14 protein-coding genes and 2 pseudogenes are annotated in these 14827 nt (G+C 46.3%); 6 read left to right on the top strand and 10 right to left on the bottom strand.

The window, feature by feature from the left end; genetic code table 11:
• Positions 1 to 16 precede the first annotated feature (16 nt).
• The gene (locus tag M1D71_RS15315; RefSeq protein WP_458122657.1) at positions 17 to 934 is read right to left on the bottom strand and encodes an MBL fold metallo-hydrolase; all 918 of its coding nucleotides are present in this window, start codon (positions 932 to 934) and stop codon (positions 17 to 19) included.
• Positions 935 to 1207: 273 nt separating this feature from the next.
• On the opposite strand from M1D71_RS15315, the pseudogene M1D71_RS15310 reads away from it, so the two are divergent.
• Positions 1208 to 1555: pseudogene (locus M1D71_RS15310) on the top strand (MerR family DNA-binding transcriptional regulator).
• A gap of 284 nt (positions 1556 to 1839) precedes the next feature.
• On the opposite strand, the gene M1D71_RS15305 reads toward M1D71_RS15310, so the two are convergent.
• From M1D71_RS15305 to M1D71_RS15275, 7 genes and pseudogenes are all read right to left on the bottom strand, one after another.
• A complete protein-coding gene (locus M1D71_RS15305; RefSeq protein ID WP_458122656.1) occupies positions 1840 to 4098 on the bottom strand; it encodes an ATP-binding cassette domain-containing protein in 2259 nt (752 codons plus the stop codon).
• A 403-nt stretch (positions 4099 to 4501) separates the two neighbouring features.
• On the bottom strand, positions 4502 to 4633 hold the full coding sequence (locus tag M1D71_RS15300; protein WP_458122655.1) for an SDR family NAD(P)-dependent oxidoreductase: 132 nt from the start codon (positions 4631 to 4633) through the stop codon (positions 4502 to 4504).
• A gap of 19 nt (positions 4634 to 4652) precedes the next feature.
• Positions 4653 to 5837, bottom strand: coding sequence for an epoxide hydrolase family protein (locus tag M1D71_RS15295; RefSeq protein WP_458122654.1), 1185 nt, complete (start codon positions 5835 to 5837; stop codon positions 4653 to 4655).
• 102 nt (positions 5838 to 5939) lie between these two features.
• Positions 5940 to 6188 carry a WCX domain-containing protein gene (locus tag M1D71_RS15290; RefSeq protein WP_458122653.1) on the bottom strand — a complete coding sequence of 83 codons (249 nt, stop codon included), beginning with the start codon at positions 6186 to 6188 and terminating at the stop codon, positions 5940 to 5942.
• 28 nt (positions 6189 to 6216) lie between these two features.
• A pseudogene (locus M1D71_RS15285) lies at positions 6217 to 6312 on the bottom strand (hypothetical protein); the annotation flags it as partial.
• A gap of 130 nt (positions 6313 to 6442) precedes the next feature.
• A complete protein-coding gene (locus M1D71_RS15280) occupies positions 6443 to 6739 on the bottom strand; it encodes a hypothetical protein (RefSeq protein WP_458122652.1) in 297 nt (98 codons plus the stop codon).
• 403 nt (positions 6740 to 7142) lie between these two features.
• The gene (locus M1D71_RS15275; protein WP_458122651.1) at positions 7143 to 7805 is read right to left on the bottom strand and encodes a nitroreductase family protein; all 663 of its coding nucleotides are present in this window, start codon (positions 7803 to 7805) and stop codon (positions 7143 to 7145) included.
• A 190-nt stretch (positions 7806 to 7995) separates the two neighbouring features.
• Between M1D71_RS15275 and M1D71_RS15270 the strand changes: the two genes are divergently transcribed.
• Positions 7996 to 8589, top strand: a complete 594-nt coding sequence (locus tag M1D71_RS15270; RefSeq protein ID WP_458122650.1) for a TetR/AcrR family transcriptional regulator — start codon at positions 7996 to 7998, stop codon at positions 8587 to 8589.
• A gap of 1162 nt (positions 8590 to 9751) precedes the next feature.
• Here M1D71_RS15270 and M1D71_RS15265 read toward each other — a convergent pair.
• Positions 9752 to 11104: a sensor histidine kinase gene (locus tag M1D71_RS15265; protein ID WP_458122649.1), complete on the bottom strand. Its 1353-nt coding sequence runs from the start codon at positions 11102 to 11104 to the stop codon at positions 9752 to 9754.
• Between the two features lies 1 nt (position 11105).
• A complete protein-coding gene (locus M1D71_RS15260; RefSeq protein WP_458122648.1) occupies positions 11106 to 11792 on the bottom strand; it encodes a response regulator transcription factor in 687 nt (228 codons plus the stop codon).
• A 206-nt stretch (positions 11793 to 11998) separates the two neighbouring features.
• Here M1D71_RS15260 and M1D71_RS15255 point away from each other — a divergent pair, with 206 nt between their 5' ends.
• Genes M1D71_RS15255 through M1D71_RS15240 form a run of 4 tightly spaced genes read left to right on the top strand, consistent with a single transcriptional unit; the run spans position 11999 to position 14756 of the window.
• Complete coding sequence (locus M1D71_RS15255; protein ID WP_458122647.1) at positions 11999 to 12217, top strand: hypothetical protein; 219 nt, start codon at positions 11999 to 12001, stop codon at positions 12215 to 12217.
• 19 nt (positions 12218 to 12236) lie between these two features.
• Entirely contained in the window at positions 12237 to 13277 is a 1041-nt protein-coding gene (locus M1D71_RS15250) for a DJ-1/PfpI family protein (protein WP_458122646.1), read from the top strand.
• A 19-nt stretch (positions 13278 to 13296) separates the two neighbouring features.
• Positions 13297 to 13935, top strand: coding sequence for a DUF2306 domain-containing protein (locus tag M1D71_RS15245; RefSeq protein ID WP_458122645.1), 639 nt, complete (start codon positions 13297 to 13299; stop codon positions 13933 to 13935).
• Positions 13932 to 14756 (top strand): DJ-1/PfpI family protein, encoded by an 825-nt coding sequence (locus M1D71_RS15240; protein ID WP_458122644.1) that lies wholly within the window; start codon positions 13932 to 13934, stop codon positions 14754 to 14756. The genes M1D71_RS15245 and M1D71_RS15240 overlap by 4 nt, the downstream gene beginning before the upstream one ends.
• Positions 14757 to 14827: the final 71 nt, after the last annotated feature.

The following is a 14827-nucleotide window of genomic DNA, read 5'->3' as shown; positions in this document are numbered from 1 at the left end:
CCTCCGTTGATTGCCTTCAATCCGTATTTCTCATTCGTTCTATCAAATCAATCATTGCTTGTTTCATGGATGTTCGATCCAACTCGATCCACTCCCCATGGCGAGGGAGCACCCATCGGAACGAATGCCGCGCCAGCCGCTCCATGGAGTCCGTCTGCTCGATCCAAGAATAAAAACAGTAATCCCGTACCGCGCCGAGCCCGGGCGTATACCGGTCCCAATGGAGGTGATCCCCCGCGAACAAATAAGTGTTTTTATACAGTAGCACCGTGTGGCCCCTCGTATGACCAGGCACGGGCAATAAAGTCAGATCCGGATGCCAATGAACGGAATTCGTACCCGTCAATAGGCGTTCTGTCCCGTCTCGTTTGGCATCCTCGTCGGCGTGGAGAACGACTTCCGCCCCGAAGCAGTTAGCATATCGATCAGCATCGCTTTTTTCATCTGTATCGTTATGAGTTAAGAATATGGTGCTAATGCCGCCGAATTCAAGCAATTTCTTCGCCAGCGCTGGCACGAAGCGCGGAGCGTCGATCAGCCAGTTACCGTCGTGACGCTGAATGAAATAGCTATGGCCACCGTATGATTTAGCCGAAGAGTAGCCGCAGTAGTACACATCCTCTGACAATGGTAGCGGGAACTCATTCATGGCTTCGACAAGCCCGTCTTTCGATTCGGTACCAATCGCGCCCGTAGGACAAGCCAGTAAAGAATGGAACGCCCGCCGCCTACTTTCGTCAGTTTCAGGCTGCTGAATGACAACGGACAAGCCCTCCATCGGGGAGAAAATGTCAGGCGCCAGCTGCCGGCAAATATCGCAATCGACGCAAGCCGAGTTTACGTAGAAATCACCTTCGGCGTTTCCGGGTAATCGTATTTTTTTCTCAGCCACTGCTTTCACACCCTTCCATTCCAGGCCGTCTCCCGAGCACATTCATACCCCGCATGAATTCCAATAGCTCATTCATTTCCATATTGAACATCCTTTCATCAGTCTCAATATAGACATTTTACTCCCCCATTGTTGACAACTAGGTGTCAACAATGAATTCCAAGAAAATATAGTTCGCGTTACCGAAGCTGCTAGTACGACTCACCACTAACACATTATAGGAATACAATCGATTACTTCTACTAAAAGTATCTTCTTCTCTTTATCAAGTTGGAATATAATTCTCTTTTATAATGCAAAAGGGGGCTAAACAAAGTGAAGATCAGTAAGTTATCGAGTCTGACAAATGTCAGCAGCAGACCGATACGGCACTACGAGGAGAAGGGTTGCTTCAAGCATACCGACTAGAGAATAACTACAGAGATTTTGAGACTGGGTCTAACCGTCGATCAGATTCAAAATTTGTTTAAAGAAGAAGTAGCCGACCCAGATGAATATGAGTATTGCGAAGAAATGCTCACATTGTATAATGAGAAACTGAACACCGTAAAACATCAGATCGATGCTTTAGAGCAACTGAAGAAACTCTTAGAGAGACAAATTGCTTTAAGCCTCGCTAAAAAGAGCAGCAACGTATCCCTTATCGAATTATTGTTAGCTTGAGTTCCCATCCTTCCGTAAGATTGGCCTTAAGATAAGAAGTCCACCTCTCTTGCGTTCAAACGGTTTTTAGATTATCTGCAATACAGCAGCACTACTGAGAAACCTTAATTACTACTAAGATTTTATTTTTTATTAGTCATACTATGACGCCACTTTATCTTTGGTTTTAGGGCGTCGATCCCATTCTCATTGTACTGACTACGTAACTTTGTATACCCCTGGATGAATAGAAAAATCCCCAAAACCCTTGATACGGCTAGGGTTTCAGGGGGGTTCATGCCGAATTAATTATTCAAGTATTTGCCCGTCAGCGATTGCTCTGCTTCAATGATTTGCGAAGGTTGTCCCTCAAATACGATCTGACCGCCCCTGCTGCCGCCATCGGGCCCCATATCGATAATCCAATCCGCCTGGCTGATGACGTCAAGGTTATGCTCGATCACGATAACTGTATTTCCTATGTCCACAAGTCGGTTCATAATGTCCATTAGAAGGCCGATATCAGACATATGCAAGCCTGTCGTCGGCTCATCCATGACATAGGTGCTTCCATCCTTATGCAGTTCGCTGGCCAGCTTGATGCGTTGGCATTCTCCGCCGGACAGGGTACTGAGCGGCTGTCCCAGCGTAATGTAGCCCAGCCCGACATCGCTCATGGCCTGGAGCTTGCGCACGATGCCTTTCAACTGAAAGAAACCCAGTGCTTGTTCTACCGTCATTTCCAACACTTCCGCAATAGACTTGCCGTCCAATTGGTAAGCTAGTACCTCTTCCTTGAACCGCCGCCCGCCGCATGCTTCGCATGGCAGCTTCACGCTGTCGAGAAAAGCAAGATCCGTATACACCGCGCCTAGCCCGTGGCAATTCTCGCACGCTCCCTTGGAGTTAAAGCTGAATAAGCCTTGATTGATTTTGTTGGCGGAAGCGAACGCTTTGCGGATGTCATCCATAATGCCCGTGTACGTTGCGGGATTCGACCGCGTAGACACGCCAACCGCCGACTGGTTGATGACGATCGCATCCGGATATTGCTTCAGGAATAACTCGTTAATCAACGTGCTTTTCCCTGAACCGGCGACTCCGGTAACGACTGTCAATATGCCGGTAGGAATATCTACATTCACATGCCGCAAATTATGGAGGCAAGCGTCCCGAATCGGCATTTTGCCGGATGGCCGTCTGCAATCTTGCTTCAGGACAAGCGGCCGTCTCATATAGTTGCCCGTCAGCGTACCAGACTCCAGCAAACCGTGGAAACTGCCTTCGTATACGATTTGGCCTCCTCTGCTGCCCGCATGGGGTCCAACATCCACGATATGATCCGCCACTTTGATGACATCGGGATCATGTTCGACGACAATTACCGTATTCCCTTTATCTCGGAGCCTCTGGAGCAATTCGTTCAATCGATGTACATCGCGAGGATGCAGCCCCACGCTAGGTTCGTCGAAGATGTACGTGACATCAACTAGGCTGCCGCTCAAATGCTTCACCATCTTCACGCGCTGTGATTCGCCGCCGGACAATGTATCCGTTTCGCGATCCAATGTCAAATAATCCAGTCCAATATCGACGAGATGTTGCAGCCGTTCCATCAGTGATCTCACGATCGGCTCGGCAACAGCGTCATCAATCTCCCGTATGACATTCATTAGCTGGCCAACCTCGATTGAAGTCATCTCTGCAATATTGCGTCCATTAATTCTGCACCTCAGCGTAGCTTCGCTGAGTCTCGCTCCGCGGCAACTCGTGCAAGGCCCCTCCGAGAGGAAAGGCACAACCGCTTTTTGGGTCCGTTCGGACTTCGTTTTCACGTCCTGCTTGATGTATTTGTTGGTGAATTTCTCGATAACGCCCTCCACCGTCATATTCATTGCTTTTCCCGCGAAATCCATCTGCACTTTCCTCGCCTTTGCGTACAGCAGCCGATCAAGCTCTTCTTCCGAATAAGCGTTCAGCTTCTTGTCCGGGTCTAGAGCCCCCGATTGGATAACCATATTCCATTCCCATCCGTCCACTGCGTAATCCGGCAGCTTAATAGCCCCTTCGCGCAGCGAGCACGACATATCCACCGCTTTCCTCACATCTACCCCAAGCCTGCGTCCCAATCCGCTACACTCCGGACACATTCCTTGCGGATCATTAAACGAGAATAGACTTGCTTGTCCGAAATGGGGTTGACCCACTCTTGAGAAAAGAAGACGAAGGATCGGGGCGATATCGGTTATCGTGCCCACAGTAGAATGAGAGCCGCCGCCTAACCTCTTCTGATCCACAATGACGGCCATGCTTAGGTTCTCTATGGCGTCCGTATCAGGCTGCGGTATCCGAGGCAGGAAATTTCGTACGAACATGCTGAAGTTTTCATTCAATAACCGCGTCGATTCCGCTGCAATCGTATCGAATACGATGGAAGACTTTCCGGATCCGGATACCCCGGTGAATACGGTGATTTTCCTTTTGGGTATAAGCAAAGAAACGTTTTTGAGGTTATTCTCCCTCGCTCCAGAAATGATGATATGATCATGTTGGACTCCTGTCATGGTTAATATCCTTCCTCCCGCATGTGTACATGTTTTTTTTCTTCTGCGTATATCTCGATTACACTTATTAATAAGCTCCGAGCTTGGCTCCATGAATCCCTACAATAATCAGCCACGCAATGTCCGTCAAGATTAAGAATCGTCCAAACATAGCGGCCAAAACCTCCAGTCCGAATTGCCCGTCTTGCGGAATTTAAAGCACAAATACCAGCATCGCGAAGATTGCAATAATTGCGCTACTGATTCCAAGAATAACAAGAATGATGCCAAAGTTCACTTGAAATCATAGTCAAACCTCCTATTAGAGCAATTTATTCTCGTTTACTTCTAAATAAAAGGTTTTTAGACTGGGTCTATTCAACTAGAGTTTCCCGTTAGTTGAATAACTGTTGATTAGCTAACTTCATGATGGATTCTTACCAAAACTACTGGATACATAAATAATACGTCCAAACTTTTGTTCACTCATGAACGGAATAACGGATTTAGTCGTCACGAATGCTGCTTTTAGTTCATCGTTTAATTTCTGACTCATCCTACTAGTTCTAACTTTCTTAGCGAAGCTGACCAAAAAACTTTCGGATGTCATTAACTAACAGGTCAGGTGCTTCCATTGCTGCAAAGTGACCACCGCGATCGAATTCAGACCAGTACACGACGTTATGCTCACGTTCGACAATAGCTCTGATTGAGAGGTCTTTCGGAAAAACCGCAACACCGGTAGGAACAGTAGAGCGCTGAGCAGGCATACCCCATGACTTCGCTTCCTCTTTATAAATCCGTGCCGATGATCCTGCCGTTCCGGTCAACCAATACAATGTGACATTTGTTAGTAAGTGGTCGAGATCAACGGCATCTTCTGGTAGATTTGCTATAGGGTCTGTCCATTCCTTGAACTTCTCAACGATCCAAGCAAGCTGACCGACGGGCGAGTCAGTGAGACCATAGGCAAGCGTCTGAGGTCGAGTAGATTGTATAATCGCATAACCCGCTGTCTCATAGCTTTGCTCAGTCAACGTACTGTAGCGCGCTCGCTCAATTTCAGTTAAATCAAGCAATTCTGAGGGATCTCCGGACGGGAATGTTGTAAGCCCGTTTGCATGTATCCCAATGACAGAGTCTGGTGCAAATCGTCCAAGTTCTGGAGAGACCATTGATCCAGTGTCCCCACCTTGTACGCCGTAACGTTCATAACCTAGTCGACGCATCAGTTCAGCCCAAGCTCTGGCTACTCGACCAATGTTCCACCCTACCTCGGTTGTCGGTCCAGAAAAGCCAAAGCCGGGTAGTGATGGTATAACAACATGGAAAGCATCTGCCGGGTTACCGCCATGAGCACGGGGATCGGTGAGCGGTCTTATAATGTTCATGAACTCAACGATCGAACCCGGCCAACCATGTGTGATGATCAGCGGCATTGCTCTAGTTTCTGGTGAACGTACATGCAGAAAGTGTATGTTCTGTCCGTCAATGGTGGTGGTGAACTGTGGGAATTTGTTAAGCGTTTCCTCGTGTTTGCGCCAGTCATATTTGGATTTCCAGTATTCCGCCAGTTCCTTGAGGTAATCAACAGGAACTCCATAGTCCCAACTTACGCCTGCCAAAGCATCCGGCCAACGGATGCGGGTTAAACGGTCTCGTAATTCATCAAGGTCAGCCTGCGGAACATCGATGCGGAAAGGCTTGAACTCAGTGCTCTGGTGGCCACTGCGCGCACTTTGTTGTTCTGGATGAGTCATATTTGGAAAGCCTCCTCTAATTTCTTGTATTTTTTCTTGTGACTGATTAATGTGTCTCTCTATTTAAACTCATCATAAACCAGGCTTGTTGACAACTGTGTGTCAACGATCGATATAAAGTTTAGATATCTCCAAAGCGCTTTTCCGTACCTCTTCAGCAATATGCAGGGGTTCAAGAATGAACAAATCCGTTCTAAAATGAAGTGAAAAGCCGATTAACCAGTCGTTATCCGGATATTGGACCCGAATGATAAGCAAACCATCGGGTTGTCGTTCAATTTCTTCTGAATCAAAATGATCTTCTGCTGGAACCTTAGCCTGTCCTGTAAATCTAAGCACCAGATCAACCATCTTGGAATCGCGCTTCGGACCCCAATTTTCATTCCAACTCAGAAAGCGTCTCCATTCGGGGCCGGAACGTATCCTCAAGAATGAGTAGATTCCGGATCCGAGAAAGCCTGAACATGCGGTAATCATCTCGGTTTAAGCAATAACCGTGAAGATATCACGTGTAGCCTTTGAGCACCAGTCCCATAGGTTCAATGCAACGTTCCGTTTCTCCCCTTGTCCGTCGGTATATGTAAACAGGATCAGCCTTTTATCACTTACGGCTTTATGCGCGTGTCATACTTGTTTCGTTCGGAAAAACTGCTTTTCCACGGATTTAAGTCTATGATGACCTGATCAGCACTAGCCATACGACCTTGTTCTGTCTTCGAAACCAATGCGCCAACTTTATCGAGCAGCCCGTCTAATTTTTGGTTGCCAAATGCCTGTGTAAATTGAATGCCTCGCAAGGCTGTAGAGAGGGGAACCTCCAGACGAGCAGCGAATTCTTGGGCCTGTACGCGTTTGCGGTTTAATAGAAGGATCGTAATGGCCATAAGTCGCTCAATTTTCACTGTTGTCCTTCAATTCAGTAAGGTCAACTGGTTAATAAAATGTTTCAGTTCCACGAACACGATGTTTTAACTCCTGCAGGTAATTAGGCTCTTACTTGTATAATAAACTTTCATTAGAGCTTGAGCTCATTGCCAACACCACTAGCTGATCACTTCTTCTCATATTCCACAGTGGAACTACTCCCTAAGTCTGCCCTCTTTCTCCCGGCTACCACCATCGTAAAACACCCATAAAAATAGGCCAACCAGAATATTTCTGGCTGACCTAATAATACGAAAGCCGCTAAATAAGCGAATTTGAATGGGACAATGTTCTTGTCCTTTGATATCCTCGACATCTTCTCTTCTTCTTCGATGAGGCCAAATCGACGCTTCTAATACATTCGTCATCTTTTACATTTTGTTATTCTTTAGGCATTTCGTTAAAGAAAGCTACATCATCGACTGCCAGCCTCACCGTCGGATGACCTGACTTCGCCGCCTTGCCGATGGCGATGAGCATAATCGGAACGCAGCGTTCTGATATGAGGAACGCTTCCATGAACTTTTGTTTGTCGTAGCCGCCCATCGGTACCGTGTCGTAGCCTTTAGCGCGGGCGACAAGCATGAGTTGCATCGATACTAGCCCGCCGTCGGTATAAACTTTTTCGCGGATGTCCTCGGGCGGCATGCTCGAATACATCCCGGTATAGCGTTCCACGAACGATTTAGCCGTTTCTGCAGGCATGTAACCCGCATCGACCGCCATTCCGTAGATTTTCTCGGCCGATTTATAACACTCCAAATCTCCGAGTACCGCAATGACAGCCGAAGCCTCGACCACTTGCTGTTGATTGAATGCGATCGGAAGCAGCTTCTGCTTCAGCTCCGGCGAGTCGATAACAAGAAAACGCCACGGCTGCAGGTTAGCGGCTGAAGGAGCCAGCGTAGCTTGCCGCAATATTTCGGTCAATTCCTCCCGCGAAATTTTGATCTCGGGATCATAGCTACGAACCGACCGGCGTTCTCCAATAACATCAAAAAAAAGTTGGTGCTCCATCGTTAGAGACGGTTGTGAAACCGACATGTTTTTTTCCTCCCTTTTGGAAAAGCAGCATTCTGCATATGTTCCAATACAACATGAGTCGTTTGAACAACACTTGTTGTATTTATATGTTATAATACCAACCGAATGGTACGCAATCATCAATAACCATAAACCGTTGTATAGACAACACCATTTCTATAATGTCGTTTTATTAGGGGAGATCTTAAAGATGACAATTAAAAAGAATGAAGCTGATCCTCGTGTGATACGTACACGGCGACTCCTTCAAGACGCTTTTGCTTCATTAATTCAAGAAAAAGACTTTAAATCGATAACCGTTAGGGATATAGCAGAGCGGGCTACTGTTAACAGAGCGACTTTTTATGCGCACTTTGTAGATAAATTCGAAATTCTTGAGGCCAAACTAATGGAATCATTTATGACAATCATAAAGCGTAGAATAGACGGTCACGAAGTATTAAATGAGGAAACAATTCAGAGTATTTTTCTGGGTGTGTGCGATTTTCACAAGGGTCTAAGCACGATGTGCAAAAGAAGGTATACATCGCTTGGACCTGTATTCGAAATTCAAATAAAGGAAAAAATTCAAACGATCATTCTTTCCTTTATAGACCAAGACAAGATGCTATCGAGTCCAAACGCGCACTTCTTAATAAATACAGCTGCTATCATGTTAAGTTGGGGGATGTATGGTGCTGCTTACGTTTGGAACAATGAGGGGTGTCCAATAAGTGCGGAATCATTCGTTAAACAGGCTATGCCCTTAATGATGAACGGAGCCAAAGAGTTAGTTGAATGTTAGATCTCATATAATGTGTGAGAAAAGGGCCCCAATCCACATCGGATGGGTCCCTGCTCATTTTCTTACGGGTTGACGGTTCCGTTAATCTTCTCGAAGTACGGGGCCAGCTTGGAGGCCAGCTGCTCAAATTGCTGCTGTTCTTCTATGGTCAGCTTCTCCTCATGTTTGACTCCTTATCATCAGTGATCTTCAGCTTTAATTGAACCATCCGTTTTGTTTATTTCTATGATAGTAACGAGTTATATAAAGTAACTCTAAATAAACAGCAATTAGAATTACTGAATTTCTCCTATTGGATTAGATATTGTAGGTAAATATTGATTTGTCATTGTTTTCGTTCCCTTCGTTTATACAATTATCTTTTATTCTTAGGTGGCAGGATCAATATATAATTATCAAGCCCAAACATCAAGTTATTTGAAGCCAAGATTTTATGAAAACTATTTGATTGAATATATTGCAGTTTTCTTGGCATCATTATAGGTTTCAAGTTGCGTGGCTATTGTGATTCCCTGTGAATTATCTACTCTGAAAAATGAAATGGATTCACACCCATAACCTGGCTGTATGCCTTGACTATATAGCACGTGTCGTCTGATTTTGTGTGGAATACTAGCCAACGGTTTGCATTCTGCTTATGTACCTTAATCATTTGTATACTCTCCCCCTAATGGAATTCTAATAGATTACTGAAAGAACGCAAAAAAAGATGCAATCTTCAAAAATGATTAATCCCGCAAAATTAGTGGAATTGGTCACAAGGACACGATTAATCACTCTTTGAAGAGGCATCTTAATTTAAATCTCTCGTCTGCGCTTGCATGAGAGTTCCATGAAAATATTTATAATACACTCATTGTATCAGTCATGGAGACTTTTAAAAAGTTTGGGTACAGTTCTCCTTGCACAAGTGCAGTGATGACTATGACTCTGTTAGATCAGTTCAAACTCCGGACTACCTGTACTCTTTGTTTACAATCTCGTTATTGTATAAGTCTTTCACTGCCGAAAGATACAGTCAGCGCTCGCCTACCCGGTATTGGGTCACATCCGTCACCCATTTCTGGTTTGGTTTCTCAGCCGTGAAATTACGCTTAAGTAGATTATCGGCGATACGCTCGACTGGCTTGAAGACCCAGCTTTTAACGTGAAATAAAAACGACTATAGATCATCCGAATCTATCTGCTCTAAGGTTGCTGCAGGTAACCATCCTTCAAGCAGTGCTCCTCCTTCCGGATGATTGCTTGCGGCAAGTTCGCCTCCGTGCTGCCTAACAATTCTTTGTGAAATGGTTAAGCCTAATCCGCTGCCACCGGTTGAACGACTTCTGGATGCTTCCCCGCGATATAGAGGTTCAAATACACGCTCAAGTTCTTCCGCAGAGAAGCCCGGCCCGGTATCCCGTATCGTAAACTTAACCTTATCACCAACTTTGTTACACTGGACTTCGATGTCACCACCCGCAGATGTGTGTCTTACGGCATTATCCAGCAGATTGTTCATGGCTCGTTCTAATAAATGCATATCTCCATGGATGATGCACCGATCCGTTACATGGAACGAGATGGAAACTCCTTTTTGCCGAGCCAGTGGACTAAGACTATCCATCGAATTCCGGACGACCTGGTTAAAATCCACCGTTTTATTATGCAGTTGCGACTCCACATACTCCATTTTTGTAAAAGTGAAAAGATCCTCTACCAAACGATCCAATTGGGCCGATTTGTCCTTGCAGACCGCAACATATTGGCCCATTTTCTCCGGAGATTGAGCGATCCCTTGCTCCAAACCATCCAAGTAGCCTCGCAAAGCGAACAACGGTGTCCGTAAATCATGCGCAACAGCCGCAATGACGAATCGGCGTTCCTCTTCCAGTTCAGCCTGTTTTCGATAGGACTGCTCAATTCCCTTGACCATAACATCGAATCCGTCGCGGACTTCAGCGATTTCAGTGACCCTCGACATGGGTAAGCGAACATCCCAATCCCCTGTTGCAATTTGTCTTGCTGCGATCCCCATCTTCTCGAGTGGTTTTAGAACGAATCGTCTCATTTCCATTCCGACAACAAAAATCGCAAGCAGCAGCCCGACAAAAGCTGACATCACTTGAAATTGGTTGGATTGAGGTAAGTACAGAATAACCCTTCCCAGCAACTGGCCGTCCTCGATGACGGAGAACCGCTCGGTTGATAAATTAGTGCCGCGTCGGTCAGGATTGGAACGATAAATTTCCTGATCTTCTGCGGATTCAATGAGAACATCCATCTTCGCTTCACGCAGCGCGGAATACAATTGGTTTTGCCAGACTGGATCTGTCCATTGGTCTGTGTCCGATTCAATTCTCTGCGTCATTTCTGATATATTTCGTTGCAGGGTCTCGTTTTGAAGCCGACCTTGTTCGAAGCTGAGTGTCTTGGTTTCCATAAAGTGCGCAGTAACAAAGAAGATCCACGGCAATAAGAGGATAAAGAAGAAGCAAAGCATGGTAAACGTACGAATGCGGAGCGACCTCATATTACCCTCCCTCAAAGCGATACCCTACTCCCCATACGTTAACCAGAAATATCGGCTGGTTCGGATCAGCTTCGATTTTCTCACGTAGCCGACTAAGATGAACCCGAATTGTATGCCTGTCGCCCACCCCATCCCAAAACTTCGAAAGTAATTGTTCATAGGAGAAAACATGTCTCGGATGTTCGGCAAATAATCGCAACAGCTCATATTCCCTGGGTGTGAGCACGATGTTATTTCCATCCACTAGTACTTCTCTTGTGGACAGGTTTAATTTAATGCGGCCGTAATCCAAGACCCTGTTATCCAATTGTTGTGGGGAAGCGGAACGCCGCAATACGGCTTTTACTCTGGCAACGATCTCACCCGGCGAAGCGGTTTTGACGATGTAATCATCGCCTCCGAGAGTAAGGCCTCGAATCTTATCCACATCATCGCTGCGAGCACTCAAGAACAGGATTGGTACATTGCTCTCCCCGCGAATCCGGCGGCAAAACTCAAATCCATTTTGTCCCGGCATCATAATGTCAAGAACAATGCAATGAATGGCGCTTTGCTTAAATATGTCCCACGCTTGAGCAGTATCACAAGCAGTGTTCACTTGAAAGTTGTCATTCTCTAGAAAATCCCTTAAAAGCTCAACTATACTTTGGTCATCGTCTACAACCAGTATCGTCTTAGATACGCTCATGTTTATCCCACCTTTGCTTTCCTAGTTTATCATTTTTTTAACAAGAACTAACGCGAGCTTATGTATTGTGATGATTTGTTTATACTTTTGTGACCTTTCTGCATCTTCGTTTGAGATATTCGTTTGGTATGCTTCTACTTGCACATATGATCAGCCCATACTTCGGTTGATCGTCCCGCGCAGTCATTGATAAAGGAGGTTTACATATGGGTTTGGAAAATAATTCCCTCTCGTTCTTTCCTTTCGGCGCTTTGTTTTGTCTCACGCTGTTTTCTTTCCTGGCGGTTCGAGTATACGCAATTCGTCATCGTTACAAGAACGATTTTCAAAAGAATGACATCGCTATGATTCTGAAGAACCGAATGGCCAATGGTGAAATTGATGAGAAGGAATATCGTAAGCTGAAAGATCTTTTGACTAAATAAAGACTGGGAGGATTTATGGATGCTTAACGTTCAAATTGTATTGTTTGACGGCTTCGACCTTCTGGATGCGCTAGCACCTTACGAGGTCTTCTGCGCTGCAGCCATGAATGCTGAAAATGCGCTGAACGTAGAATTGGTCACCGCCGAAGGACCAAGATCCGTGCCTAGTGGCATCAATGGGTTGAGGATTGAAGCGAGTGGCATACTGGACCCGGAACGTGCGGGCATTATTCTCGTCCCTGGCGCTTCCGGCGACGTCGAAGGAGATGGGCCCGATTCGGTTCCGGCTATTCTGGGCCGGGCCATGGATACCGAATTGATCGGCATGATCGAGCAGGCTCTCCAGCACGAAGACAGCATAGTCGCAACAGTCTGCGGCGGTTCACTGGTGCTTGCCATGGGAGGCCTCTTGGAAGGCAGACCGGCGGTAACGAACCATCTGGGCATGGACTTACTTGGTGCAACCGGAGCCGTTCCCATCTCGGCTCGCGTCGTGGACGACGGCAATCTGGTTACCGGCGGAGGCGTAACTTCCGGACTCGATGTAGCGCTGTATCTGGTGGAACGTGAACTTGGACCTCGTATCGCCCACGCGGTAGAGCAGTTATTCGAATATGAACGAAGAGGCACGGTTTGGAAGGATACCGGGATAACGCCAAGCGTTAATAAACCATTGACAAGCGACGAACCAAACACCGCGGTGAACAAAACAGCGGTGACACCCACGCCCAGCACGCTGCATAGCAATAGCGCACAGGCATCGGTCTTCGACGGAGATTGGGATACCACCCTCGCTACGCCCGTCGGGAAGCTGGAGGTCAAGCTCTCCATATCAACAAGACACGATATGATCCATGGCACGGCGACGCAAGGAGATGAAACCATCGGGTTTATGAACCCCGTGCTTCAAGATAACAAGCTGGGCTGGTCACTTCGAATCACAAAACCCATGCGCTTGAATCTCAAATTCGAAGTTGTCGTCGATGGAAATCACATGGTTGGTATCGCTAAAGCCGGCCTACTGCCTGCATCCAAATTAACAGGAAATCGAATTTCCTAGCTTCGGGAGTTGCGAACGGATGAAGAAACGGAAATCGTTATACTTATTGTTGGCCTGTGTCAGCATTCTATTTATACTACACGCCTTGGTGAAAAACTATTGGATCGATCCAGGTGCTTCGGGATTTTTAAGCCATAAGACCGGGTTGAAGCGCGAGCTCAATCTCCCGGTTTGGCTTAATGTCATGTACGTTCATGTTGCATTCGCATGTGTGGCCATGGCATCGGGACTGGTTAACTTTTCGAATCGAATATTGGAAAGAAGCCGCAGGCTCCATCGCATAAACGGCTATGTATATATCGTATCCGTACTGCTGGTTGTGCTGACTTCCGGATATATGGCCCCTTACGCCACAGGCGGAAAAATAAGCAGTATGGGATTCAATCTGTTGAATATGATCTGGCTGGTTATCACCATTATTGCGCTCGTCCAAATCAAGAGGAAACGGATCATTCGTCATCGTAACTGGATGATTCGTAGTTACGCCTTTTGCTTCACAAACATGTTGATCCATCTCATTACTTCCCTTTTTCATCAGGGCTTCGGGTACGTTTACCCTACTAGCTACACCATCGGCGTTTACGGCTCGATTGCGCTGCTGCTAGTTATTCCTGAAATCATCATCAGAACAAATCGAAAGGAATGGGTATCAGGATGAAAAAAATACTTAGCTTACTCACGTCGTTAACGCTCGTTCTATGTCTATTAGCCCCCGCAGCAAGCGCACAAACAAACAAGAATCCAGATCCATCCAAGGGTAAAAGCGTGCATGTACAAATCGTATTATTCGATGGGTTTGATCTGCTGGACGCATTAGCGCCATATGAAGTATTTGCTGCTGCCGGAATGTACACTGGTGGAAAAGTTACTGTAGAATTAGTATCTGCAGAAGGTAAGCGTTCGGTACCGAGCGGGCTGAATGGACCTGCCCTCGATGCGCAAGATGTGTTAGACCCTGATCGTTCCGGGATTATTGTTGTTCCTGGCGCTTCGGGGAAGCCATCGGGGAATACCGCAGATGCTATTCCCAACATATTAAGGCAGGCTAAGGATTCGGGATTAACAACGATGATGAAACAAGCTATGAATAATAAGGACGTTACGGTGGCTACCGTGTGTGGAGGTTCATTGCTGCTGGCTATGGATGGATTGTTGAAAGACAGATATGCTGTCACCAATCAGATAGGCATGGGTGCGTTAGGGGCTCTCGGTGCAATTCCGGTCGATGCAAGAATCGTGGAAGATGGCCCTCGTTTGGTAACTGGCGGAGGTGTTACTTCTGGACTTGATGTGGCCTTGTATTTGGTTGAGCGTGAAGTCGGACCACAGATTGCGAATGCCATAGAGAAGTTATTCGAGTACGAGCGTAGAGGAACGGTGTGGCAAGCAAACGGCATACCGCCGATTAACTTTGAGACGAGCCAGGAAACGTCTAAAAAAGAGCAACCGTCTGCACCGGAGAAAAAAGTCGAGAAGTGAGGAATCGATCATAAGTTGCAATGAAACATGTCGTTTCATCTACTCGCCTATGAAACTGAATGAAATCTTTA

This window comes from Paenibacillus sp. Z3-2 (assembly GCF_054161325.1).
This window is presented reverse-complemented; position numbering and strand designations above follow the sequence as displayed.